The sequence below is a fragment of the Streptomyces sp. NPDC091271 genome (assembly GCF_044757505.1).
Lineage (GTDB): Bacteria > Actinomycetota > Actinomycetes > Streptomycetales > Streptomycetaceae > Streptomyces.
In genome coordinates this window covers 589,090-613,908 of sequence record NZ_JBIVVD010000002.1, presented here as the reverse complement: position 1 = coordinate 613,908, position 24,819 = coordinate 589,090, and the positions used below count along the sequence as shown (strand labels likewise).

The window sequence follows — 24,819 nt, the reverse complement described above, 5'->3', positions numbered from 1 at the left end:
TTCCTTCGTACGGGTACAGGAGCTCCTGGCGGGCTCAGCGGGGTGTGCCGGCCGTGCCGTTGACGACCGCACGGAAGATCCAGGCCAGCCGCTGCCGCGGGGTGCCGGAGGCGAGATCGCTGCCGAGCGCGGCGATACGTGGATGGGTCCGGGGAGATGCCTGCCGCAAGGTCTCGACGAGCGCGTCGTGCTCGGCCTCGGCGTCGGGATCGCCCGCGCGACCGGACTGCTCGGCCGCGGTGGCGGTGGCCACCTGGAGGAGTACGTCCACTCCCCAGGCCGCCTGCGCGTCGGGTACGTCGCCCTGGTGCAGGATCGCGAGGACCGTCTCGACGAGTGCCAGGTAGTGCGGCCCGGCGGGCCGGGCGAGCAGAGCGGAATGGGCGAGGCCGGGGTGGTCGAACAGCACACGGGTGTACGACAGGAGTACCTGTGCCAGCCGGTCACGCCAGTCGCCGTCGCCGACGGCCGGAGTGAGGTCGACCTCGCCGAGAAGCTCCTCGAGGATCGCGGCGTGCAGTTCCGCCGTGCCGGCGACGTACACGTACAGCGACGCGGGCCCGGTGTCGAGCTCCTGGGCCAGCCGGCGCATGGTGACGCGCTGCAACCCTTCGGCCGCCATGAGCCGGACGGCGGCAGCGACGATGGTTTCGTGGGTGAGGGCGGGCTTGGCCGGCCGCTCGCGGCGGCTTCGGGGCTCCGGGGATCGCGGGGTCACTCCTCAACGGTAACGAACATGTTCGTCACGAACAAGTTCGTCGTGTCTGTCGGGGGCCGCAGAGGGTAGGCGACCGGTCGGCGGGGCCTGTTCCCGCCGCCACTCCGGGTGCGGAGGGCGGCGAGAAAACAGAGGATGCGAAAGGTGGCGAGCCGCACCGACCGGCCCCGTCGTACCGAGAAGCGACGTCCGAGGGAGACAACACCATGGCGCCCGAGCGATCCTCTTCCGGCCTCACGGCATCACGAGACCCCGGCCTCGCCCGGCCACTGGCCGAGCGCGCGGGGTGGAGCGACGTGGACCTGCGTGCGGTGGACACCGTACGGGTGCTCGCCGCCGACGCCGTCCAGAAGACAGGCAACGGCCACCCCGGTACGGCGATGAGCCTGGCCCCGCTCGCCTACCTGCTCTTCCAGCAGGTCATGCGGCACGACCCCGCCGACGACCAGTGGCTGGGCAGGGACCGCTTCGTCCTCTCGTGCGGCCACACCAGCCTCACCCTGTACATCCAGCTCTACCTGGCCGGCTACGGCCTGGAGATGGAGGACCTGAAGGCCCTGCGGACCTGGGGGTCGGCGACCCCCGGCCACCCGGAGTACCGGCACACCCGCGGAGTCGAGATCACCACGGGTCCGCTGGGGCAGGGCATGGGCGCCTCCGTCGGGATGGCGATGGCCGCACGCCGGGAGCGGGGCCTGCTCGACCCGGACGCCGCACCGGGCACCAGCCCGTTCGACCACCACGTCTACGTGCTGGCGTCGGACGGCGACATGATGGAGGGCGTCGCCTCCGAGGCCGCGTCGCTGGCCGGACATCAGCAACTGGGCAACCTCATCACCTTCTACGACTCCAACCACATCTCCATCGAGGACGACACGGACATCTCGTTCAGCGAGGACGTCCCCGCCCGCTTCGCCGCGTACGGCTGGCACGTGCAGACCGTGGACTGGACCCGCACCGGCGACTACGTCGAGGACGTCGACGCTCTGCTCACCGCGATCGAGGAGGCGAAGGCGGAGCGGTCCCGGCCCTCACTGATCATGCTGCGGACGATCATCGGATGGCCCGCGCCGACGAAGAAGAACACCGGCAAGGCGCACGGGGCGGCCCTGGGGGACGACGAGGTCGCCGGCACCAAGCGGCTCCTCGGCTTCGACCCCGAGGTGTACTTCCCCATGGAGGACGAGGTCCTCGCCCACACCCGGGCCGTGGGGGAGCGGGGCGGGGACGCCCGGCAGCGCTGGGAGCGGGCCTACGAGGACTGGCGGATCGCCAGTCCGGAGCGGGCGGCCCTGCTGGACCGGCTGCGTGAGCAGGAGCTCCCGGACGGCTGGACCGACGCCCTGCCGGACTTCCCGGCCGACCCCAAGGGCATGGCCACCCGCAAGGCGTCCGGCAAGGTGCTCACCGCGCTCGCACCGGTCCTGCCCGAGCTGTGGGGCGGCTCCGCGGACCTCGCGGGCAGCAACAACACCACGATGGACGGCGAGCCCTCCTTCATCCCCGCCGACCGGCAGACCGACGAGTTCTCGGGAGGCCCCTACGGGCGGACCCTGCACTTCGGCATCCGCGAGCACGCCATGGGCGCCGTTCTCAACGGCATCGCGCTGCAGAGCCTGACGCGCCCGTACGGGGGCACGTTCCTCACGTTCAGCGACTACATGCGCCCGGCGGTCCGCCTCGGCGCCCTGATGAAGCTTCCCGCCACCTATGTGTGGACCCACGACTCGATCGGCCTGGGCGAGGACGGTCCCACCCATCAGCCGGTCGAACACCTGGCCGCCCTGCGCGCGATCCCCGGACTCGACGTCGTACGCCCCGGAGACGCCAACGAAACCACCACCTGCTGGCGGACGATCCTGGAGCACACCGACCGCCCCGCCGGTCTCGTCCTGACCCGGCAGAACCTTCCGGTACTCGACCGCACCGACGGCGTCCACGCGCCCGCCGAGGGAGCGGCTCGCGGCGCCTACGTCCTGGTGGAGGCCGCCGAATCCGCCCCCGACGTCATCCTGGTGGCGACGGGGTCGGAGGTCCAGATCGCCCTCGACGCCCGCACACTGCTGGTGGACGAAGGGCTGGCCGTCCGCGTGGTCTCGATGCCCTGCCGCGAGTGGTTCGCCGAGCAGCCGCTGGCCTACCAGGACGAGGTGCTGCCACCGGACGTGCGCGCACGCGTCAGTGTCGAGGCGGCCGTCGGCCAGGGGTGGCGCGAGGTGGTCGGCGACGCCGGCCGGATCGTCAGCCTGGAGCACTACGGCGCCTCCGCCGACTACCAGCGGCTGTACGACGAGTTCGGCATCACCGCCGAGGCCGTCGCCGCGGCGGCGCGCGCCAGCATCCGCGACGCGGTGGAGCCCCCCGTGCCGGGCGGGCGCCGCCACTAGCTCATCTGACGCCGCACCAGTTCATGGAGCTGCCCGTCCGTGTCCGCGAGGAGCTCGGCGGGCGGCCCCTCCTGGACGACACGGCCGTCCGCCATGACGATCACGCGGTCGGCGTCCATGACCGTGGACAACCGGTGCGCGATCACCACACGGGTGGCCCGCAGGGACCTGGTGCTCTCGATCACGGTGCGCTGGGTCTCGTTGTCCAGCGCGCTGGTCGCCTCGTCGAAGAACAGGATGCGGGGGCGCCGGACGAGCGCCTGGGCGATCATCAGCCGTTGGCGCTGCCCCCCGGAGATCGAGCCGCCGCCGGAGATCATCGTCTGCAGCCCCATAGGCATCCGCTTGATGTCCTCGGCCAGCCCCGCCATCGCCGCGGCCTCCCACGCCTCCTCCTGGGTGAAGACCTCCGCGCCGCAGATGCAGTCCAGGATCGACCCGGACAGCGGCTGGGCGTTCTGCAGGACCACCCCGCACTGACGGCGCACCGCCGCCTGGTCGAGCGCCGTCAGGTCCTGGCCGTCGTACAGGACGCTGCCCGAGACCGGCTTGTCGAAGCCGATGAGCAGCCTCAGCAGGGTCGACTTGCCGCATCCGCTCGGGCCGACGACCGCGACGAACTCGCCCGGGCGCACGGTCAGCGACACGTCGTCGAGGACGACGGGGCCGTCGTCGGAGTAGCGGAAGGAGACACCCCTGGCCTCGATCTCCCCGGACAGCGCGCCCGGCTGGGTGCTGGCGCCGCGTACCTCGGGTGCCTCGTCGAGCACAGGCTTGATCTGCTCGAACATCGGCAGCACGGCGGCGGCGGACACGAAGGCCCCGGTGAGCTGGGTGACGGCCGTCAGCAGCATCGTCACGGACGTGTTGAAGGTCAGGAACTCGGCGGCCGTGAGTGATCCGCGGGCCGGGCCCGCCAGCAGGACGAAGATGACGAGTGAACACAGGGGCAGATAGACCGCGTTCAGGACCGTCGTCAGATTCTTGATCCGGCCCGCCCGCTTCTGCAGCTCGCGGCTGCGGGCGAACTCCGCCGCCCACGCCCCGTACGCGAAGCTCTCGGCCGCCGCGACCCGCAGCTTGGGCAGCCCTCGCAGCGTCTGGAACGCCTGGTTGTTGAGCTTGTTGCCCAGCACGACCAGACGGCGCTGCCAACGGAGCTCCCACATGCCCATGGTGAGGAACACCCCGGCGATGACCACCAGCATCGCGACGGCGGTGAGCGCCAGCGGCACACTGAACCAGAGCAGCAGGCCCAGATTCATCGCCCCGAGCGTGCCCGCCTGCACCACGACCGGACCGGTGCCGGACAGCACCCTGCGGATGGAGCTCACCCCCAACGCCGCGCTCGCCAGTTCGCCCGTGGAGCGCTCGGTGAAGAACTTCGTCGGCAGCCGCAGCAGCCGGTCCCAGACCGCGGGCTGGAGCGTGCTCTCGATCCGCCCCTCCATCCGCAGGATCGTGAGGTTCTGCAGCAGCATGAAGGCCGCCGAGACCACACCGGAGATGATGACGGCCAGCGACACCTGCACGATGAGGGCGTTCTGCGCGTTGGGCACGTACACGCCGAGCACCTTGCCGGTCGCGATCGGCACCAGCGCACCCAGCGCCACCGTCACCAGCCCCGCCAGCACCAGTCTCCGCAGGTCGCCCCGGGTGCCGAACAGGCCGAACCGCAGCAGCTGCCTCTTGCTCAAGGGCTGTTCCGGCAGCGGCCGGTAGAACATCACGGCTCGCTCGTCGAACTCCTGCGCGCAGGAGCTGTCGACCCGGCTGCGCCGCCCCGTCAGCGGGTTGACCGCCTCGTAGCGGCCACGGCGCCAGAGCAGGGCGACCGGTGCTCCGGACGCGGCCCGACGGCCCACCAGCGGCCCGGAGTTCTCCCGCCACCAGCGTCCGTCGAGCCGTACCGCCCGGGTGCGGACACGCGAGGCGACCGCGACCCGCTCCACCGGGTCGATCCGGTCGCTCACCGCCCCGCCCGTCGTCGGCTCACCGAGGACGATCCCGGAATCCCGCGCGACCAGGCGGCAGGCAGCGTACACCGCGTCGTCCGAGGCCCCCGTCGCAGGCGAGGAGCCCCTCCGGGACCGGCCGATCGACGTCAGCAGCGCCTGGTCGGCCTCCTTGCGGACGGCCTCGCCCGCCTTCATGCCCGCCGCGGTCCGGTCCTCGTGCGCGCGCTCCAGCTGTTCGATCCAGCGGTCCAGCGCCGACAGCAGGCGGTACTGCTGATTGACCATCCCCTGCCACATCGCCGGGTCGACGAGCAGGTCACCCGCCGCCTCGGCGCTGAACGCGGCGCCGTACTGCACACTGCCGGGGGACACCGGAAGCCACAGGATGTCGTCGTCGCCCACCGCCTCGTCGAAGGTGGTCCGTCCGTCCAGCGGGGCCTCGAACAGCACCCGCTGGCTCCGGCCCACGCCGAGCGAGAAGGCGTGCTCCAGCAGGCTCAGCGTCGCGTCCCCGGTGTCGTAACGGCTGCGGTACTGCGCCTCGTACGCCCCATGGTCGGCGTACTCCGGCCGGTACAGCTCACGCAGCGGGATCCGGCGCAGCACGCACTCCTGGAGCGGCCGCCCGACCAGGGTGTGCTGCGGGCCCTCGACCGGACCCAGCACGAGCGTTCCCGGTTCGAGCCGGCCCAGGAAGTGCCAGTGCCCCTGCTCCACCGCGTCCACGGCGAACAGGTCGAGGGCGCCGCCCACGACGAGCCACAGCACCTGGGGGCCTTCCAGCGACAGACTCCGCAGCCCGGCGCAGTCGACCGGCTCGCCGAGAGCTCCCAGAGCTCCGATGACCGGGTCCTGCCCGGGGGCCTCCGTGCCCGCGAGAGGGTGTACGGATGCCATGTCAGTGCTCCCTGACCAGATCGGCGTACGGGCCCCCGGCGGCCACCAGGTTCTCGTGCCGGCCGCGCTCCACGACGGTCCCGTGGTCCAGGACCACGATCTCGTCGCTGTCGCGGACGGTGCTGAGCCGGTGCGCGATCACCACACAGGCACAGCCGCGCCGCCGCAGGTTGTCGATGATGACCCGTTCCGTCTCGGCGTCCAGCGCGCTGGTCACCTCGTCCAGCACCAGGATGCTGGGGCGGCGCACGAGCGCCCGGGCGATCTCCAGGCGCTGACGCTGCCCGCCGGAGAAGTTCCGGCCGTCCTGCTCCACCCGGCTGTGGATGCCGCGGGGGCGGCGGGCGACGACGTCGTACAGGGCGGCGTCCCTGAGTGCTTCGGCCACGGCCTCGTCCGGGACCGAGGGGTCCCACAGCGCCACGTTGTCCCGGACCGTCCCCTCGAAGAGGAAGACGTCCTGGTCGACGAAGGACACGGACGCGGCGAGCGCGCCCCGGGGGATGTCCTCCAGACGCTGCCCGTCGATGCGGATCGTGCCCTCCCAGGGGCTGTAGAGACCCGAGATGAGCCGCGAGACCGTCGATTTGCCGCTGCCCGAACCGCCGACGAGCGCCACCTGCTGCCCGGGTCCCACGGAGAGCGAGAAATCGGTGAGCAGCGGCTTGTCGAGCGGGCTGTAGCCGAAGGTGATGTCCTCCAGCGTCACATGGCCCTTGAGGCGGCGGGTGCTCGCGGCCGGCTCACGGCGGGAGTACAGCGGGTCGACGGGGAAGTTCTCGACGTCCTTGAGCCGGGCCACGTCGGCCGCGAAGTCCTGGACCCTGCCGGCCACCCCGTTGAGTCGGGTGACCGGCGCGGTGAAACGGGTCACCAGGGCCTGGAAGGCGACGAGCAGACCGATCGAGATGTGTCCCTCGACGGCCCGCAGTCCGCCGATCCACAGGATCAGCGCGCTGTTGAGCGTCGCGAGGGCGGGGGCGACGATGCCCAGCCAGGCGCTGGGCACCCCGAGGCGCTGCTGCTCCTCCAGCGTCGTCGCGTGCTGCCCGGCCCACCGGCGGAAGTACCCGTTCTCGCCCCCCGTGGCCTTCATCGTCTCGATCAGCTGGAGGCCGGTGTACGAGGTGTTCGTCAGCCGCGCGCTGTCGGCCCGCAGCTTCTGCGTCCCGACGGCCCGCATCCGTACGACGATGCGCATGGCGACCACGTTGAGCAGCGCGATCCCCACCCCGATCACGGTCAGCTGGGGGTCGTAGGTCCAGAGCAGGAACGCGTAGAGGAGGACGACGATGCCGTCCACGCCCGCCGCGGTGAGGTCCCGGGCGAGGGTCTCGGCCACGGCGTCGTTCGACTGGAGGCGCTGGACGAGATCGGCCGGGCTGCGCTGCGAGAAGAAGGTGACAGGCAGCCGGAGCAGATGCCGGAAGAAGCGCGCGCTGCCGAGCGTGGACGCGATGACGCGCCCACGCAGCAGATTCGCCTGTTGCAGCCATGTCAGTACGACGGTGAGGGCGACCATGGTGCCCATCGCGGCGAACAGCACGCCCAGCAGCGAGGTCTGCTCGCCAATCATGAACATGTCGATATAGGTACGGCTCAGGGCCGGGAGCGTCGCCCCGACCGCCACCAGCAGCAGGCTGGCGAGCAGGGCGACCAGCATCGTGCCCGTCGTGCCGCGCAGCCGGGCCGGCAGCGCGGCCATGACGCCGGGCTTCCGTCCGCCGCGCTCGAAGCCCTCGCCGGGTTCGAGGACCAGGACGACCCCGGTGAAGCTGGTGTCGAAATCCTCGGCGGGCACGAACCGGCGCCCCTTGTCGGGGTCGTTGATGTACACGCCCCGCCGTCCGAGACGGCGTCCCACGCCGTCGTACACGACGTAGTGGTTGAACTCCCAGAACAGGATGGCGGGTGCCCGGACCTCCGCGAGGGCCGCGGGCTCCATCTGCATGCCCTTGGCCTGGAGACCGTAACTGCGGGCGGCCTTGAGCACGTTGCTGGCGCGCGAGCCGTCACGCGAGACGCCGCAGGCGATCCGCAGCTCCTCCAGCGGCACATGGCGGCCGTAGTGGCCGAGCACCATCGCCAGTGAGGCCGCACCGCACTCCAGCGCTTCCATCTGGAGCACGGTGGGGGTGTGCACGGTCTTCGTCCGCCCGGGCTTCGGCGCCGGACGCGACCGCCGCCGACTGCCCGGGGCCCCCTCCGGGCGGTGCCTGCCACGGCTGGGCGGCGGCAGTTGCTGGGCGGTGGGGGACGGATGCGGTGCGGTCACGGGAGCAGCCAATCGATCGGGCGCTGGTCGGCGAGACGGACGGAGCCGGTGGCCAGGGTCATGGAGCCGATCGCGTACGGAGGGCCGTCAACCGAGGACCACCGGTAGCCGGACTTCGTGGAGTCCGAGGGCTCGATCTTCACCAGGACCGCCAACGGCCGCCCGTGCCGGGAGAACTGCTCGCCGAGCTGGGCGTCGCCGAGGAAGCGGGTGATCTGCTGCTGTGTCTGCGCGGCCCTGCCGACCGCGGCCACCTCGCCGCGCAGCACCCCGTACTGCTGGGCGGGCACGGACTGGACGGTGAGGTCGACGGAGGCGCCCACCGGGACGGAGGCGGCACTGCTGCCGGATGCGTAGAGCAGGACGACCAGCGGGTCGTCGGCGCCGTCGATCCGTTCGACGCTCGCCACGTCCGCGCCGGTGGTGACCACGGCGCCGATCGTGGCCGTCACCGAGGTGAGCCGGCCCGCGTCGATCGTGCGGACCACGCGTTCACCCTGCGCCGTACGGACCTTGAGCAGGGGAGAGTTCCGGGGCAAGGTCTCGCCCTCGTCGGCGAGCACCTCGGTGATCTGACCGGCGACGGGGCTCTGCAGGATGTAACTGCCGCGGGAGTGCGTGAGGATGCCGGGGGCATCGAGGGTGCTGGCGACTGAGCCCGTCACGGCCCAGAAGCAGGCGGCGGCCATCACGACGACGGTGACGCAGAGGACGAGCAGGCCCTGCGGGCGGGCGAAGCGCACCGGAAGGTCGAGCTGTTCGGGCGACTGCAGCTTGGAAAGGGCCTGTTGGCGGAACTGCACGGAACTCTTCCCTCACCTGTCAGCGGTCGGCACCGAGCCCCGGAACCAACGGGTTCCGGGGCTCGGCGGGGTACTGCCGTGTCTCAGAGACCGGCGGTGAGGCCGGTGGCCAGGCCGGTGACCGCGCCCGTGTTCACGCCGGTGGCGGACTCGACGAGACCGGTGACCGAGCCGACGACGCCGGCGACCGGGACGATGCCCTCAACGGTGCCCGTGACGTTGCCGAGCACGCCGCCGACGAGGCCGCCCGAGACGTTGTCGAGGTCGCTGTCGGAGATCTCGGCGGTCTCGACCTGGGGGGTGTAGTTCATGTGAGCGCTGCCCTTCGTGTGGAAATTGCCTATCTACGGAAACCCGTGGTGCGGCCTCCGTATGGGCCAGGATCAAAGCACGCCTGTGCCTCGTACAGCCAATCGAACTGCGGCGGATCTGTGGTTATCGGCCCGCTGGAATCGACTTACGTGCAGAAGTGTTCATTCCATGACGGCGAATCCTTCACGAGCTTCACCGGATGAATTCTGTGACGCCGCAACTTCACGCCCCCCAACTGGGGCACTCCCGCCCTAACCGCCCCCTGCCCCGGTCTGGACCTGGCATTCCGTGCCAGGTCGCGTGATCGGTGTGCGCATGCCGTGTGCAGGTTTCTCCGATCCGGTGCCCTTCCAATTCCTGGTGCCGGTCACCAGGGCATCCGCGCGAAGTTCGGAAGGTATCGGTATTCACGCGATTGTGAAAGCTGAACACGGCTCTCTTTTCTCTGGGTCCCGCGTATGAATGAATGGCGCACTTATGAAGCGTTTTCCGCGTTCGAGTGTTCACCGCGTCACGCCGTCTCCGGATGTGTGGAGAAGGTGTGTCACCCTTTCCGGGCGTCATGGGTGAGGTGCGGGTACTCGCGAGGCCGGACGGGTGGGGCGGGTCTGATTCGTCCGATGAAACGTCCGCACCACCCTTCTCCAGGGCGATAGGCGGCGCTACGATCGGGATGCCTTATGGGAGCGCTCCCATCTCTGTGTCAGCCCCGTACCGTCGCTGAGCGGCGGTCCAGCTCGGAGAGGACGTTTCCGTGCGCTTGAGCGCCAGACCAATCGCCGCCCTACTGGCGGCACTTGCCCTCACCGCCGGGTTATCGGTCACCGGAACCCCGGCCGTGGCACGCTCGGACGAAGGGACCGCCGCGGCCGAAGCGTCGGAGGTGTCCGTCGCCGCGGACACATACAGATGGAAGAACGCACGGATCGACGGCGGCGGCTTCGTGCCGGGCATCGTCTTCAACCGGTCCGAGAAGAACCTCGCCTACGCGCGCACCGACATCGGCGGCGCCTACCGCTGGGACCAGGCGGGCAAGCAGTGGACACCCCTTCTGGACTGGGTGGACTGGGACCGGTGGGGCTGGTCCGGGGTGGTGGGCCTCGCCTCCGACGCGGCCGAGCCCGACAACGTGTACGCCGCCGTGGGCACGTACACCAACGACTGGGACCCGACGAACGGGGCCGTCCTGCGCTCCTCGGACCGGGGCGCCTCCTGGAAGGCGGCCACGCTGCCCTTCAAGCTCGGCGGCAACATGCCGGGGCGCGGGATGGGGGAGCGGCTCGCGGTCGACCCGAACAAGAACTCGGTGCTCTACCTCGGCGCCCCCAGCGGCAAGGGGCTCTGGCGGTCCACCGACTCGGGCGTCACGTGGTCGGAGGTGACCGCCTTCCCGAACCCCGGCAACTACGCGCAGGACCCCACGGACACCAGTGGGTACGGCAACGACAACCAGGGCATCGTGTGGGTGACCTTCGACGAACGCTCCGGCAGCGTGGGCAGCACCACCCAGGACATCTACGTCGGGGTCGCCGACAAGGAGAACACCGTCTACCGCTCCACGGACGGCGGCTCCACCTGGTCCAGGATCGCCGGCCAGCCGACCGGGTACCTCGCGCACAAGGGCGTACTCGACTCCTCGACGGGCTATCTCTACCTGACGCTGAGTGACACGGGTGGCCCGTACGACGGCGGCAAGGGACAGATCTGGCGGTACGACACGGAGTCCGGCGCCTGGACGGACGTCAGCCCCGTCGCGGAGGCCGACACCTACTACGGCTTCAGCGGCCTCTCCGTCGACCGGCAGAAGCCAGGGACCCTGATGGCAACCGCCTACAGTTCGTGGTGGCCCGACACCCAGATCTTCCGCTCCACGGACAGCGGCGCGACGTGGACACAGGCATGGGACTACACCAGCTACCCCAACCGTTCGAACCGGTACACCCTGGACGTCTCCTCGGTGCCCTGGCTCAGCTGGGGCGCGAACCCCTCACCGCCGGAGACCGCGCCCAAACTGGGCTGGATGACCGAGTCCCTGGAGATCGACCCCTTCGACTCCGACCGCATGATGTACGGCACGGGCGCCACGGTCTACGGTACCGAGGACCTCACGTCCTGGGACTCCGGCGGCCGATTCACGATCACGCCGATGGTGAAAGGGCTGGAGGAGACAGCCGTCAACGACCTGGCCAGCCCGCCCTCCGGTGCGCCGCTGCTGAGCGCGCTCGGTGACATCGGGGGCTTCCGGCACACCGACCTCGACGCGGTGCCCGCCATGATGTTCACCTCGCCGAACCTGGACTCGACCACCAGCCTGGACTTCGCGGAGAAGTCCCCCGGCACCGTCGTGCGGGTCGGCAACGCCGACGCCGCTCCGCACATCGGCTTCTCCACCGACAACGGTGCCAACTGGTTCCAGGGCTCCGAGCCCTCCGGTGTCACCGGCGGAGGCACGGTCGCCGCCGCGGCCGACGGCAGCGGATTCGTCTGGAGCCCGGACCGCGCGGCCGTCCACCACACGACCGGTTACGGCAACTCCTGGACCGCCTCGACCGGAATCCCGGCGGGGGCGACGGTGGAGTCGGACCGTGAGAACCCGGAGAAGTTCTACGGGTTCAAGGCAGGCACCTTCTACGTGTCGACCGACGGCGGCGCCACGTTCACCGCGAAGGCGACCGGCCTCCCGGCCGAGGGCAACGTCCGCTTCAAGGCGTTGCCCGGCACGGAGGGCGACATCTGGCTCGCGGGCGGCGCCGCCACGGGCACGTACGGGCTCTGGCGCTCCACCGACTCCGGCGCGAGCTTCACCGAGTTCTCCGGGGTGGAGCAGGCCGACAGCGTCGGCTTCGGCAAGGCGGCATCCGGGGCCTCCTACCAGACCGTCTTCGTCAGCGCGAAGATCGGCGGGGTGCGCGGCGTCTTCCGGTCCACGGACGCGGGCGCCAACTGGACGCGGATCAACGACGACGCGCACCAGTGGGCCTGGACCGGCGCGGCCATCACCGGCGACCCCCGGGTCTACGGCCGGGTGTACGTCTCCACGAACGGCCGGGGCATCCAGGTCGGCGAGTCCTCCGACACCGGCGGCGGAGGCACGGACCCGGACCCGACCGATCCGCCGACGGATGCCAACTGCTCGGTGACGTACAAGGTCACCAACCAGTGGTCCGGCGGCTTCCAGGCCGAGGTGACGGTCGCCAACACCGGCAGCACGGCCTACGACGGCTGGCAGCTGGGCTGGTCCTTCCCGGGCGGCCAGAAGGTCACCCAGATGTGGAACGCCTCCCACCAGCAGGACGGGGCGAAGGTGACCGTGACGAACGTCGGCTGGAACGGCAAGGTGGCGCCCGGTTCCTCGGCCGGCTTCGGCTTCACCGGCACGTCACCGGGCGGCAGCACCGAGCCGGACGCGTTCACGCTGGGCGGTGAGGCCTGCACCGTCGGCTGACGTCCCGGGGGCCGGTGCGGGGAGCAGGGCACACCCGCACCGGCCCAGCGGGCTGCCAAATGGACATACCGCCCATGGCGTGCTGCATTGGAGTGAACGCACCTCGCCCTGGGAGGCACTCGTGGCCGACGTCGATGTGCTGGTCGCAGGAGCGGGCCCCGTCGGCCTGACAGCCGCGTCCGAGCTGTGCCGCCGCGGAGTGTCGTGCCGGATCGTCGACCGGCTCCCGGCACGGCTTCCCTATGCCCGGGCCGTGGGCGTCCAGCCCCGGACCCTGGAGATCTGGGACCGGATGGGGGTGGTCCGTGAGGCCCTGGAGACAGCCGTCCCGCTGAAGGGGCAACTGCTCTACGTCAACGGTGAGCAAGGCCCGCGGATCGATCTCGAACTGCCGCCGGAGGTGCCCTACGGCTTCGCTGCACTCCCGCAGTACGAGACCGAGCGGCTCCTGGAGGAACTCCTCCACCGCAGGGGAGGCGACGTCGAACGCGGCACCGAACTCGTCTCCTTCGAGCAGGACTCCGACGAGGTACGGGTCGTTCTCTCCGCGTCCTCGGGAGGCACCGAGGAACTGACCGCGCGCTACCTCATGGGCTGCGACGGCGCCCACAGCACCGTACGCAAGGGGCTGGGCCTGTCCTTCGAAGGCGCGGCTCTTCCCGAGGAGTACATGCTGGGAGACGTCGAGGTCGACTGGGACCTGCCGGCCGGATACGCCATCCGCTCCTCGCACGTCGTCGACGGACACCCGGACGACCTCCTCGTGTGCATCCCGCTGCCCGGCGACCACCGCTACCGGATGTCGATGGCCACCCCGCCAGAACTGTCCCGTACGGAGCGGAAGGACGCGGACGGCGTCACGCACGGCCTGAGCGGTGAACAGGGCCCGGTGCCAGGGATCGAACACATCCAGACAGTGCTCGACCGTCTCTCCCCCTGCCCCACGACCGCGTCCTCGCGGCGCTGGTCCTCGGTGTTCCGCGTCAGCCACCGGATCGTCGGCCGGTACGGCAGGGGGCGGGTCTTCGTGGCCGGGGACGCCGCGCACATCCACCCGCCCACGGGCGCCCAGGGGATGAACACCGGGGTCCAGGACGCCTACAACCTGGCATGGAAACTCGCCGCCGCGGTTCGGGGCCACGCCGGTTCCGGGCTGCTCGAAAGTTACGACGCCGAACGCCGGCCGGTCGGGGAGGAAGTGGTGGCGCGCACACTGCGCCACGCGCGGACCGGCATCCAGGCCGACCCGGAGGATTCCGCGACGTCGATGCTCCGCGAGGCGCAGCTACTCGTCGGCTACCGGGGCAGCGCGATCGTGGGGCCGGACGGCTCCGCACACGACGGCCCGGCACCGGGTGACCGCGCGCCCGACTGCGGCGGTCTCCTGTACGCCCTGGGAACCTTCCCCGTCCGGCTGTTCACCCTGCTGCGGGAACGGGAGCACACCCTGATCCTCTACGCCGACCACGAGGACCAGGCGGCAACGTTCGACGACGTGGCGGCCACGGCCACGCGGGCGGCGCACGGCACGCTGAACGCCTGCGCGGTGCTCGCCCCGAAGGCGAGCGCGCCCGCGCTGCGCCTGCCCGTGGTGCACGACAGCCTCGACGAGTTCCGGGGCGTGTACGGCGCGCGGGGCGGCGAGGCGGTCCTCGTACGGCCCGACGGCTATCTCGGACTGCGCTCGGTCCCGGCGGACGGACCCGAACTGGCCGCGCATCTCGCCGGCCTCCTCGGAACATGACGCGGGGCCCGGCAGGGAGTGACTGCCGGGCCCCGCGCCGTCGGATGAGCCGACTCCGCTCATCTCATCCCGGCTCAGGGAAAGGAGACCACCTGGGAGGGGATGGTCGACGTACCGGATGTGGGGGATCCGGTGTTGTTGATGACGTGGTCGTACTGTCCCTGGCCGCCGAGGGAGACGACGAGCAGGTCGTGGAACTTGACTCCGGGTTTCACCGGGGCCTGGAAGCCGTGCTGCTGGCGGATGGTCGGGTCGACGTTGAAGTAGCAGTAGCTGCCCATGCCCCAGCCCTCGTGGGTGGTGACGGTGTCGGCCACCTTGTAGGCGGCGTAGCCCTTGATGTCGCCGTTCTGGATGGCGGCCTGGTTGGGGGCGTCGTAGGCCTTCTCGTTCTGGAAGAAGATCGTCTTCCCGTTCTCGCCGTACCACTGGACGTCGTACTTGTTGAAGTGTTCGACGAACAGGCCGGTGGCCAGTACGTCGTCGCCGTTGACCCGGAGGCCGTAGTCGGAGCGGTTGGTCTCCCAGCCGACCCCGTCGCCGTGGTCGGCGCGCCACAGCCAGGTGTGGTCGATGATCGTGTCGTCGCTGTTGACCACCATTCCGGTGGTCGCCTTGCCGGCGCCCGCGCCGCCGACCCGGACGAAGACGTCCTGGAGGCTGGTCGGGTTCGCCGAGTGGTCGGCCGCCGCGCCCTCCGGCCCGACCTGGACGAGGACCGAGGAGTTCTGCGTACCGGCGTCGACCAGGAGTCCTGCGAGCTTGACGCCGTCGACGTCGCCGACCTTGATCGCGGTCACCCCGTTGTCCGGGATGATCGTGGCGAGGCCGAGGCCGAGGGCGACGGTGTTCGCGCGGTTGATCTCGATGGGCTCGTTGACGTGGTAGATGCCCGGGGTGAACAGCAGGTGCAGACCCTGGCGGACGGCTGCGTTGATCGTCTGCGCGGTCGCGCCCGGCTTGACCACGTAGAACTGGCTGAGCGGGATGGACTCACCCTGCGGGGTGCCGTTCCACGAGACGCCGCGCGCGTTGGTGCGCTTGGCGGGGACGAATACCTTGTAGGCGTTGCCGTCGAGGTAGAGGAAGGGCTTCTCGCGGGAGACCGGGGTGTTGTTCAAAGTGGTGTACGGCGGCTCGGGGAAGCTCTGGGCGGGGGCGCCCTCGACGCCGGAGAACGTCATGTTCCAGACGCCGTTGCCCCAGCTGCCGATGGAGCTGTCGCGGGTGTACCACTGCTGCTGCGAGTAGGGGCCGACCTGGCCGTCGATCTTGCTGTCGGCGATGTAGCCGCCGCTGGCCCAGCCGTAGCCGTTCGGGGCGAGGTTGAGGCCGCCCTTGACGTGCATACGGCGGAAGGGGGCGGCCTGGGAGACGGCCCAGCGGTTGGTGCCGCTGACCGGGTTGAGGGCGAGGTTCTCGGCCGAACGCCAGAAGTTCTGGGTGGCGTTGCCGTTGAACCAGCCGGCGTCCACGGTGACATCGCCGTTGAAGGTGGTGTCGTCGGGCTTGAGGCCGAGACCCGCGATCTGGGTGTAGAACCCGATCTGCGCGTTGATGTTGTTGTAGGTGCCCGGCTTGAACATCAGCGCGTAGCGGCCCGTGCCGAACTGCGCGGACTCCTGCTGCTTGAAGATCGTGTCGACCTTGCCCTGGATGTCCGGGGTCGAGGGGTCGAAGACCAGCACGTTGGGGCCGAGGTCACCGCCGCCGGGGATCTGCGGGTCGCCCCCGCCGGTCGTGCCGAACACCTGGAACTCCCAGAGGGAGTGGCCGTATCCGGTGGCGCGGGCGGTGCCGGTGAGCCGGACGTAGCGAGCGGTGCCGGAGACGTTCAGGGTCTCCGTGCCGCCGGGGCCGGTGGTGGTGGAGTATGCGGTGCTCCAGCTGCTGTTGTCCGGGGAGAACTCGATCCGGTAGCCGGTGGAGTAGGCCGCCTCCCAGCGGAGCACGATCTGGCTCACCGAGGCGGCGGCACCGAGGTCGACCTTGATCCACTGTGGGTCGGAGAACGCGCTCGACCAGCGTGTTCCGTTGTTTCCGTCCACCGCGGCGGCGGCGGGGGTGCCGTCGTTCTCCTGGCTGGACGAGGTGACCGTCTTCCCCTGGGAGAGCAGCGAGGGTGCGGCGCTCGCGGGGGACTGGGGGACGAAGGCCAGGAGCGAGAGGAGGAGGCCGGCGATGACGGCAAGCACGCCGCTGCGTCGTCCGAGTGGTGTGAACGCGGGTCTGTGGAGGCTCGGAGGTGCGTACATGGGGTCTCCTGAGTCGTGGGGCGGGTACACGACACGCACAGCCGGAGAGAGCGCTCTCTCCGGCTGTGCGAGATACTCCACCCTGGTTACGGACGCGTCAAGAGATGTGCAACAACAGGTATCCCAGGGCCTGTTGTCGACAAGAACTGATGATTGCGACGCGGTGACGGCCCCTCCGGATCGCCCTCCTCGGTGACTGACTGTGATAACTGACGGGCTGTGGGTTCAGGAAGTGATCACTGCTTTCAGGAGGCTCCGTACGTCCGTACGTAGTCGAAGTCCGCTGTCGCGCCTGCCCGGTTGTGGGACACCAGGCCGACCCTCAGCTCGCCCCGCACCGGAAGGGTCCAGGTGCCGCCCGGTGACCAGTGGACGCCGTCGCGGCTGGTGGACGCGCGTACCTCGTGCTCCCTGTGCGCGGCGTCGCGGTGGTACGCCATCCGCAGCCACATCGTGTCGGCCGTGGGTCCACCGAACATGGGGGCGTTGGCCACCGCCGTCGGCGGGGTGGTGGTGGGGCGCTCGCCCTCCTTGCCGAACTCGCTGACATCGAGCAGGGCGCCGTTGCCGTTGGTGAGCGGCAGCACCGAGTGGACGAGCTTGAACCAACGGTCGTCGTTCTCGTACAGCACGAGACCTGCCTGCTGGGCCGCCTGGCCGGGGGCGAAGCGCAGCTTGGTCTCGACCGTGTAGTCACCCTCGGGCGCGTCCCGCAGGAGCACGGACGCCGTGTTGGTGCCGAGATGGAGCTCGGCGTTCTGTGTCGGCCAGGAGAGCGCGCCGCCGGACATGGTGACCCCCGTCGCCGGCCCGCGCACCCACTGCCACGGGGAGGCGGTACCGGTGCCCGGGACCGTGGCCGCGTCGAACTCGTCGCTGTGTTCCCGCAGCAGACGTCCCGGTGGACCGACCACCACCCGCTTCGTCACAGGCCTGTACAGGGCGGCCGCCCCCACGTTGTCCGCCGCCCCACCGACGCCTCGCGCGGCGGCACCCACCGCGCCCTCGCGCACAGCCGCGGCCGGCAGGTCACGGGACTGCAGGGCCACCGGGTCCCGCAGCCGGTCACCGCTCACCTCGGCCGTCAGCCGGGTGCCGCGCAGCTCCACGGACACGTTGTTCCAGGTGTCCCAGGAGAATCCGGTGGGCAGCGTGGTGACCTGCTCGCCACGGCTCCTGCCGCCGACGCGTACGTCGGTGACGAGCGCGCCGCGCGCCCGGTCGAGCCAGGCAACGATCCGGTTGCCGGGGTCCCGGTAGGCGACGGTGAGCCCCGCCGCGCCACCCGCCGCCGTCACCTTCAGGTCCGCCTCGGCACGCAGGTCCGTGGGTGCGCGCCCATCGGCGACGAGATAAGAGGTGCCTGTCCGGGAGGCCCCGGGCGTGTACACGGCATGGCCGCCGGCGTCCGGATCGGTCGCGGTGGACCAGCCTGTGGGGGAGTCACCCTTCGCGCGCCAGCCCGACAGGCCGCCGGCGTTGAAGGTCCCGCCGACCGCCCACGAAGTCACCGGCGCGGCGGTCGGCCCGTCCGAAGGCCCCGCGCCCGCCCGTACGACGGGCCAGCCGTCGATCCAGTCGAGCCGGTCGATGAGCATCGGCCGCCGGGTCAGCTTCAGGGTGCCGTTCGAGGCCGGGGCGAGATCGGGCGACTCGGCGGGAATCCCGTGGTAGACCAGCCAGTCCTGGCCCGCGAGGTCGGTCTGGAGGGAGTTGTGGCCGGGCCCGATCCACCGGTTTCCATTGGCCCCGGCGACCACGCCCGCCTTGCTGGTGAGGGCCATCAGGTCGGTGCCCTCGTCGTCGGTGAAGGGACCGGTGGGGCTGGTGGAGCGGCCCACCTTCACCTGGTAGCCGCTGTACGCGCCGTCGCAGCAGCCTGCGTCGGAGTAGAACAGGTAGTAGAAGTCGTCGCGCCGCACGACGAAACCGCCCTCGACCCGGCGGCCACGGGCCACCTGCGTGACCTCGCCCTCGGTCCGGGACAGGTCCGCGTTCAGCTTCGTGACGCAGATCGTGTCGTAACTGCCCCAGTACAGGTAGGGGGTGCCGTCCGTGTCCGTGAACTGCGCCTGGTCGATGTTGCCCGCCGGACAGCCGCTCGGCGAGGGCAGCACGGCTCCGCGGTCGGTCCAGGGGCCCGTCGGTGAGGTGGACGTGACGAGACCGACGGTGTTGCGCCCGGGCACGGAGTAGTAGAGGTGGTAGCGGCCGAGGGCGTAGCGCACCTCGGGCGCCCACAGCCGCGAACCCTCGTGCCAGGCAGGCTTGTTCCAGGGCGTGAACACCTCGCCCGCGTACTCCCACGTCACCATGTCGGCCGAGCGCAGGATGGGCAGCATGCGTTCCCCGTCCTCGCCCGTGCTCTGCATGACCGGATTCTGGGTGCCGTAGGCGTACCAGAGACCGTCCTTGCCGCGGATCATCGCGGGGTCGGGGAAGGTGTCGACGGCCCCGGTGGAGACCGGGTTGGTGTACGTCGCACCGGAGGCCGCGCGGTCCTGCGCACCGTGCGACGGGGAGGCGAGGGTGAGGATCCAGACCAGGGCGGCCGCTCCGGCCGCCCACCGGGGCAGGAAGCGGCTGCGGCCGGTCTTTCGTGTGCGTCTCATGGGGTCTCCGCGAGTGTCCCGCCCGGATCCGCGGCTGCGGTCCAGGTCGTGTCATCCGTCTCGAAGGCGCTGAGGCTCGGGTCGTAGTCGGAGGCGCCGATGTCGTACATGGACGTCATCCAGTGGTAGAAGTTGTCGCCCCTGTCCCGCAGCAGTTCGTACAGCCGCCGCATCAGCCGGGCGCGGACGGTCTTGAATTCGGGGTGCGTGTAGCGGTTGCTGAGCTCGTGGGGGTCCGCTTCCAGGTCGTACAGCTCGTTGACCGACTCCGGATTGACGACGAGCTTGTAGCGGTCGTCGCGGATCATCCGCTGCGGGTACGGGAAGTGGTGGCCGTGGAACTCCGCGACGAGCTCACCCGGCCAGTCCGGGGTCTCACCCTTGACGAGCGGGACCAGGCTGCGGCTGTCCACGGCCGGTGACGGGTCGCAGCCCGCCAGTTCGAGCAGCGTGGCGGTGCAGTCCGTGAGGCTGACCAGCTCCTCCCTGACCTGCGGGGCGGCCCCGGGGATCCGGATGATGCCGGGGATGCGGTAGATGTCCTCGTACATCGCCGGACCCTTGTCGTGGAGCCGGTGGGCGCCGGTGAACTCGCCGTGGTCCGCGGTGAAGAACACGGAGGTTTCCTCGCTGAGCCCCAGCTCGTCCAGACGGGTGAGGATGCGTCCGATCTGATCGTCGATGAGGGTCACATAGCCCCAGTAGACGGCGATCAGCTTGCGGGTCGTCTCGATCGGGATGGTGTCGAAGGCCCAGTGCGCGCTGTAGTTGCGCTGCACCGGTGGCTTGCCCTCGAAGGTCTCGGCGATGGACGGCGGCAGTTCGACGAGCTCCGGATCGTAGAGGTCGAAGTAGGCGTCCGGGAGCAGATAGGGCAGATGCGGGCCGAAGAAGTGCGTCGCCAGGAAGAACGGCTCCTCACCGGCCGCGTACCGTTCCAGGTGCTCGATGGCGCGGGTGGCGAGGTAGTGCTCGAACGTCGCCTCCACGGGCTGGTGCAGCCGCGCGGCCAGCAGATTCCCCGGGTTGCCGCCCGGGGCCGTGCCCCGGATCGGATCGGAGATGCGGTACGGCGGCAGCCCGCGCTCCTCCAGATACGCCAGGTAGTCCGGATGGTCGACGGGGTTGTGCCAGCCCGGCAGGTCCGGGCCCTCGAAACCGTACGAGGCGGCGTTGCGGTGGGTCCCGCCGTGCCACTTGCCGATGAGCCCCAGCCGGTAGTCGCGCTCCGCCAGGGCCGCAGGGAAGGTGAAGGCGTCCTCGCGCAGGTCCTCCAGATAACCAACGTTGCGCTCGTAGTTGGCGAGTAGGCGGTGACGGAAGGGCGCCTGTCCGGTGAGCAGGCTCGCGCGCGCCGGGGTGCAGATCGCGGTCGGAGTGTAGAAGCGGTCGAAGCGTGTGCCGGTGGCCGCCAGACGGTCCAGGTTCGGGGTGGCGACATGCGGGTTGCCGTAACAGCCGAGGGTGTCCACCCGGTGCTGATCGGTCATCAGGAAGAGCAGGTTCACTTCTTGTACGCCTTCGTGTAGAGGTCGCCCTCGTAGTACGTGTCCGCCGCCGGGGCCTTCTTCAGCCGGCCCGTTTCCACGAAGAACTCGCCGAGCCCGTCCAGCCAGCTGTCCACGGTGCCGTCCTCGGTCCTGGCGACCAGATCGGCCGTCGACAGCGTCTCCACGTTGGCCGCGTCCGCCGCCACCTTGGCGCGGTCGATCTTCAGCAGCGAGGCGGCCGCGTCGATGGCCTCGTCGGGGTGCGCGGCACGCCAGTCGTTGGCCTTCTGGAGGACCTTGACGACTTTGCCGTTGAGCTTCTCGTCACTCTTGGCGGGCGCCACGAAGGCCGTCGGGAACGCCCGGTCCTTGAAGTCCGCCGTACTGGCGACCTCGTTGAGCTTCGGCTTCTTCGTCTTGATGTTGTCGATCAGGGGGTACCAGAGGCCGGCCCCGTCGATCTGCCCGGAGACGAACGCCGAGACGACCGTGGACGGGTCCATCGGCACCTTCTCGATGTCCTTCTCCGACATCCCGGCCTTCTGCAGGGCGAGATCGAGTGCCATCGCACCGGAGGTGCCCTCGGGCACACCGACCTTCTTGCCCTTGAGGCCCTCGATGGAGGTGATGCCGGGCTGGGCTATGACGCGGTCGGCGCGGGCGAGCGTGTTGACCGCGACGACCTTGGCCTTGCCCGACGCGGGCAGCCACATGGCACCGGGGCCGATGTAGCCGAAGTCGAGGTTGTCGGACCCGAGCGCCTGGATCTGGAGCGGGCCGTTGGTGAACGTCTTGTACTCGGGGTTCAGCCCCTCCTCCTTCCACAGCCCCTGCTTGTTCGCGATGGCCAGCAGGCTCGCGCCGTTGTAGTCGCTGATGTAGCCGAAGCGGACGGTTCCGCCGGACGACGAGTCACCGGAGCACCCGGTGACGGAGAGTGCCAGGGCGGACACGGCGACGGCCGCCGTGAGGGCGCGCTGAGGTAGACGCATGACGCAGGGTTCCTTACGGGAGTTCGGGGGAGCGGGTGACGGGTGGGAGGTCTCAGGCGGCCGGGGCGGCCGGGGACTGGTGGTAGACGGAGGTCCACACGGCATTGCGGATCCGGGCGAACTCGGGGGAGAGCCGGATGGCTTCGGTACGCGGATACGGCAGGTCCACGTCGATGACCGACTGGATGCGACCCGGCCGCGCGGCCATCACGACGACGCGTCGCGCGAGGTACACGGCCTCGTCCACGTCGTGCGTCACGAACAGGACCGTGCGCTTGTCCCGGCTCCAGGTGTCCAGGAGCTGGTCCTGGAGCTGGACCCGGGTCAGCGCGTCCAGCGCCCCGAAGGGTTCGTCCATCAGCAGCACCTGCGGATCGACCGCATAGGCGCGGGCGATCGCGCAGCGCTGCTTCATCCCGCCCGACAGCGTCTTGGGCAGCGCGTCGGCGAAGTCGGTGAGACCGACCAGCTCGATGGCGCGCTCCGCCCGCAGCTTCCGCTCGGCGGCCGGCACGGATGCCAGCTTCAGTCCGAATTCGACGTTGCCGCGCACGGTCAGCCAGGGGAAGAGCGCGTACTGCTGGAAGATCACCCCCCGGTCCGGTCCGGGACCGTCGACGGGCCGCCCGTCGACGAGGACCTCGCCCGAGGTCGGGACGGCGAGGCCGGCGGCCAGATTGAGCAGGGTGCTCTTGCCGCACCCGGACGGGCCGACGACGGTGACGAACTCCTCGTCACCGATGTCCAGCGACACCTCGTCCAGGGCGGTGAAGGTGGTCTTCTTCAGCGGAAAGGTCCGTGACACGTTCCGGAAGGAGATCTTGGCGTTCATCGGGTCTCCTGCCAACGGGTGAGGCGACGTTCGGCGAGCAGCAGCAGCCGGTCCATCAGAAGGCCGAGCAGACCGATGGTGATCACGCCGACGAAGATGGTGGGGAGGTCGTAGTAGAGCTGGGCACGCTGCATCTGGAAGCCGAGCCCCTCCTGCGCGGCGATCAGCTCCGCCGCGACGAGGGTGCCCCAGGCAGAGCCCAGGCCGATCCGCATCCCGACGAGGATGAACGGCGCGGAGGCGGGTACGACCACCTTCAGGAAGATCGTCCCGTCACGGGCGCCGAGCACCCGCGCCGCGTCGATGAGTGTCCTGTCGACCCCTACGACGCCCTGGAAGGCCGCGACGACGCTCGACAGGAACGCAGCCAGGAAGATGACGAACACCTTGGGCACCTCGCCGATGCCCAAGAGCACGATGGCCAGCGGGATCATGGCCAGCGGCGGCACGGTGCGGAAGAACTGGATGTACGGCTCCAGCAGTCCCCGGGCCACCGGGTACCAGCCCATCAGGAAGCCCACGGGCACGGCCAGCAGGGTGCCCAGCGCGAAACCGATCAGGACCCGGCGGAGGCTCGCCAGGGCGTTGTCGGCCAGCGTGCCGTCCGCGATCAGCTCGCCCGCCCTGCCCGCCACAGCGGCGGGGCCCGGGAGCGCCTGCACCCCGAGCGAGGCCAGCCAGGCCCACAGGCCGATGCCCGCGGCCAAGGCGAGCAGGTTCAGGACGATCGCGGGGACGCGGGCGCCCTTCCGCCGGGGCTCGCGGGCGGGCACCGCGTCCTCGAGTACGGGTCCGGCCTGCTTCAGGGGTGTCTCCGTGGAACTCATGTGGCGTCCTCGGGAAGGTCGTCGGCGCCCGGCCCCGGGTAGCGGGCGAGCAGAGGGGATTCATGGAGGGCGAGGGCGACCCCGCCGAGCGCGCCGCCCGCCTCGCCGAGCCCGGCGGGCAGCAGCGTCACGCGCCCACGGGCCAGCGGCAGGACATGCGCGTCGAGTGCCTCCTGCACGGGTGCGAGCAGGGCATCGCCCGCCCGGGCCAGCTCACCGCCCAGCACGATCACACCCGGACCGACCGCGTTGACGACCCCCGCGAGCACCGCGCCGGTCCGGGCACCCGCCGTCCGCAGCACCTCGTGTGCCGCCCGGTCGCCGTTCTCGACCGCTCGCAGGAGGGTCGGGACGTCGTCCGCGCGTCCGCCCAGGGCGCGGAAGGAGGCGAGGACGGGCCCGATCGACGCGATCGTCTCCAAGCACCCCGTGCCCCCGCACTCGCACGGTCGGCCTTCGGGATCGGCGGTGATGTGCCCGAGCTCGCCCGCCAGTCCGTCCACACCCCGGTGGAGCGAACCGTTCACGACGAGGCCGCCGCCCACGCCGTGCGACAGCCGCAGATACAGCACGTCCTGGCTCGCCGCCGCAGCCCCCCAGGTGGACTCCGCGAGGGCCGCGAGCCGCGTGTTGTTGTCCAGCAGGACCGGGGCCCCGAACCGCTTGCCCAGCAGCCCGGCCAGGTTCGCCAGCGGTTCCTCGGGTGCGCCCGCGGCCGTCCGCACCGGGCCCACGACACCGACCCCGACCGCACCGGTCGTGCCGAGGGCGGCCAGCCGCAGGGTGCCGCCCGCCAGCGAGGAGACCAGCCGCTCGGCCAGCTCCACCCGCCGCTCCCAGGAGAGCCCGGGAGGGTGGGCCCGGCTCGCCGATCCGATCACCTCGTGAGCCACATTGGCGGCGGCCACATGAACGGCCCGGCGGGCGAAATCGATGCCGACGGCCTGGCCGGCCGCGGGATTGAGCGTGAGGTGCTCGACCGGACGGCCGCGCCGGCGCGGACCCGGTTCCGCGGCTGCCGCCACGACGGCGCCGCTCGCGACCAGGGTCCCGACTATGTCGTACAGCGTGGTACGCGACAGCCCGGCCTGGCGTCCGAGCTCGGCTCGGCTCTGTGGTCCGTGCCGGCGCAGCAGACCGAGTACGCGTTCCTCGTGCCCGCGCCTCAGCCGCGAGAGAGGTCCACCGTGTGAGTGCATGGCGCCCAGCATGATGACCGCGCGATTTTTTAGTCAATGACCCGGAAAAATATTCATGTTGCCGCAATGACGG

The 24,819-nt window shown here is 70.5% G+C and carries 15 protein-coding genes; 3 read left to right on the top strand and 12 right to left on the bottom strand.

Features of this window, described 5'->3' with window-relative positions; translation table 11 throughout:
- Positions 1 to 34: 34 nt before the first annotated feature.
- On the bottom strand, positions 35 to 718 hold the full coding sequence (locus tag ACIQM3_RS10170) for a TetR/AcrR family transcriptional regulator (protein ID WP_401621495.1): 684 nt from the start codon (positions 716 to 718) through the stop codon (positions 35 to 37).
- Between the two features lie 206 nt (positions 719 to 924).
- Between ACIQM3_RS10170 and tkt the strand changes: the two genes are divergently transcribed.
- Positions 925 to 3,105, top strand: a complete 2,181-nt coding sequence (gene tkt, locus ACIQM3_RS10165; RefSeq protein WP_401621492.1) for a transketolase — start codon at positions 925 to 927, stop codon at positions 3,103 to 3,105.
- On the opposite strand, the gene ACIQM3_RS10160 is transcribed toward tkt, so the two are convergent.
- The 4 genes from ACIQM3_RS10160 to ACIQM3_RS10145 all read right to left on the bottom strand — a co-directional run bounded on the left by ACIQM3_RS10160 (position 3,102) and on the right by ACIQM3_RS10145 (position 9,349).
- On the bottom strand, positions 3,102 to 5,960 hold the full coding sequence (locus tag ACIQM3_RS10160) for an NHLP bacteriocin export ABC transporter permease/ATPase subunit (protein WP_401621489.1): 2,859 nt from the start codon (positions 5,958 to 5,960) through the stop codon (positions 3,102 to 3,104). The genes tkt and ACIQM3_RS10160 overlap by 4 nt on opposite strands.
- Position 5,961: 1 nt before the next feature.
- Positions 5,962 to 8,235: an NHLP family bacteriocin export ABC transporter peptidase/permease/ATPase subunit gene (locus ACIQM3_RS10155; RefSeq protein ID WP_401621487.1), complete on the bottom strand. Its 2,274-nt coding sequence runs from the start codon at positions 8,233 to 8,235 to the stop codon at positions 5,962 to 5,964.
- On the bottom strand, positions 8,232 to 9,038 hold the full coding sequence (locus ACIQM3_RS10150; protein ID WP_401621484.1) for an HlyD family efflux transporter periplasmic adaptor subunit: 807 nt from the start codon (positions 9,036 to 9,038) through the stop codon (positions 8,232 to 8,234). Before ACIQM3_RS10150 ends, ACIQM3_RS10155 begins: the two co-directional genes overlap by 4 nt.
- 83 nt (positions 9,039 to 9,121) lie before the next feature.
- On the bottom strand, positions 9,122 to 9,349 hold the full coding sequence (locus ACIQM3_RS10145; RefSeq protein WP_104790783.1) for a type A2 lantipeptide: 228 nt from the start codon (positions 9,347 to 9,349) through the stop codon (positions 9,122 to 9,124).
- A gap of 755 nt (positions 9,350 to 10,104) precedes the next feature.
- Between ACIQM3_RS10145 and ACIQM3_RS10140 the strand changes: the two genes are divergently transcribed.
- Together ACIQM3_RS10140 and ACIQM3_RS10135 are read left to right on the top strand one after the other, a co-directional pair.
- Complete coding sequence (locus ACIQM3_RS10140) at positions 10,105 to 12,795, top strand: cellulose binding domain-containing protein (protein ID WP_401621482.1); 2,691 nt, start codon at positions 10,105 to 10,107, stop codon at positions 12,793 to 12,795.
- Positions 12,796 to 12,916: 121 nt separating this feature from the next.
- Positions 12,917 to 14,539, top strand: coding sequence for an FAD-dependent monooxygenase (locus ACIQM3_RS10135; protein WP_401622399.1), 1,623 nt, complete (start codon positions 12,917 to 12,919; stop codon positions 14,537 to 14,539).
- A gap of 74 nt (positions 14,540 to 14,613) precedes the next feature.
- On the opposite strand, the gene ACIQM3_RS10130 is transcribed toward ACIQM3_RS10135, so the two are convergent.
- From ACIQM3_RS10130 to ACIQM3_RS10100, 7 genes are all read right to left on the bottom strand, one after another.
- Positions 14,614 to 16,794, bottom strand: coding sequence for a discoidin domain-containing protein (locus tag ACIQM3_RS10130; RefSeq protein ID WP_401621479.1), 2,181 nt, complete (start codon positions 16,792 to 16,794; stop codon positions 14,614 to 14,616).
- Positions 16,795 to 17,039: 245 nt separating this feature from the next.
- Positions 17,040 to 19,406, bottom strand: a complete 2,367-nt coding sequence (locus ACIQM3_RS10125) for a family 43 glycosylhydrolase (protein ID WP_401621476.1) — start codon at positions 19,404 to 19,406, stop codon at positions 17,040 to 17,042.
- The gene (locus ACIQM3_RS10120) at positions 19,403 to 20,914 is read right to left on the bottom strand and encodes a sulfatase-like hydrolase/transferase (protein ID WP_401621473.1); all 1,512 of its coding nucleotides are present in this window, start codon (positions 20,912 to 20,914) and stop codon (positions 19,403 to 19,405) included. Before ACIQM3_RS10120 ends, ACIQM3_RS10125 begins: the two co-directional genes overlap by 4 nt.
- On the bottom strand, positions 20,911 to 21,888 hold the full coding sequence (locus ACIQM3_RS10115; protein WP_401621471.1) for an aliphatic sulfonate ABC transporter substrate-binding protein: 978 nt from the start codon (positions 21,886 to 21,888) through the stop codon (positions 20,911 to 20,913). Before ACIQM3_RS10115 ends, ACIQM3_RS10120 begins: the two co-directional genes overlap by 4 nt.
- A gap of 52 nt (positions 21,889 to 21,940) precedes the next feature.
- Entirely contained in the window at positions 21,941 to 22,720 is a 780-nt protein-coding gene (locus tag ACIQM3_RS10110; RefSeq protein ID WP_401621468.1) for an ABC transporter ATP-binding protein, read from the bottom strand.
- Positions 22,717 to 23,547 carry an ABC transporter permease gene (locus ACIQM3_RS10105; protein WP_401621466.1) on the bottom strand — a complete coding sequence of 277 codons (831 nt, stop codon included), beginning with the start codon at positions 23,545 to 23,547 and terminating at the stop codon, positions 22,717 to 22,719. The genes ACIQM3_RS10110 and ACIQM3_RS10105 overlap by 4 nt, the downstream gene beginning before the upstream one ends.
- Positions 23,544 to 24,758: an ROK family protein gene (locus ACIQM3_RS10100; RefSeq protein ID WP_401621464.1), complete on the bottom strand. Its 1,215-nt coding sequence runs from the start codon at positions 24,756 to 24,758 to the stop codon at positions 23,544 to 23,546. Before ACIQM3_RS10100 ends, ACIQM3_RS10105 begins: the two co-directional genes overlap by 4 nt.
- Positions 24,759 to 24,819: the final 61 nt, after the last annotated feature.

Excerpts from the sequence above, each read along its gene's own strand:
- tkt (WP_401621492.1), top strand. The coding sequence starts at position 925 with ATGGCGCCCGAGCGATCCTCTTCCGGCCTCACGGCATCACGAGACCCC.
- ACIQM3_RS10160 (WP_401621489.1), bottom strand. The coding sequence starts at position 5,960 with ATGGCATCCGTACACCCTCTCGCGGGCACGGAGGCCCCCGGGCAGGAC.
- ACIQM3_RS10145 (WP_104790783.1), bottom strand. The coding sequence starts at position 9,349 with ATGAACTACACCCCCCAGGTCGAGACCGCCGAGATCTCCGACAGCGAC.
- ACIQM3_RS10130 (WP_401621479.1), bottom strand. The coding sequence starts at position 16,794 with ATGTACGCACCTCCGAGCCTCCACAGACCCGCGTTCACACCACTCGGA.
- ACIQM3_RS10125 (WP_401621476.1), bottom strand. The coding sequence starts at position 19,406 with ATGAGACGCACACGAAAGACCGGCCGCAGCCGCTTCCTGCCCCGGTGG.
- ACIQM3_RS10115 (WP_401621471.1), bottom strand. The coding sequence starts at position 21,888 with ATGCGTCTACCTCAGCGCGCCCTCACGGCGGCCGTCGCCGTGTCCGCC.
- ACIQM3_RS10110 (WP_401621468.1), bottom strand. The coding sequence starts at position 22,720 with ATGAACGCCAAGATCTCCTTCCGGAACGTGTCACGGACCTTTCCGCTG.
- ACIQM3_RS10105 (WP_401621466.1), bottom strand. The coding sequence starts at position 23,547 with ATGAGTTCCACGGAGACACCCCTGAAGCAGGCCGGACCCGTACTCGAG.
- ACIQM3_RS10100 (WP_401621464.1), bottom strand. The coding sequence starts at position 24,758 with ATGCTGGGCGCCATGCACTCACACGGTGGACCTCTCTCGCGGCTGAGG.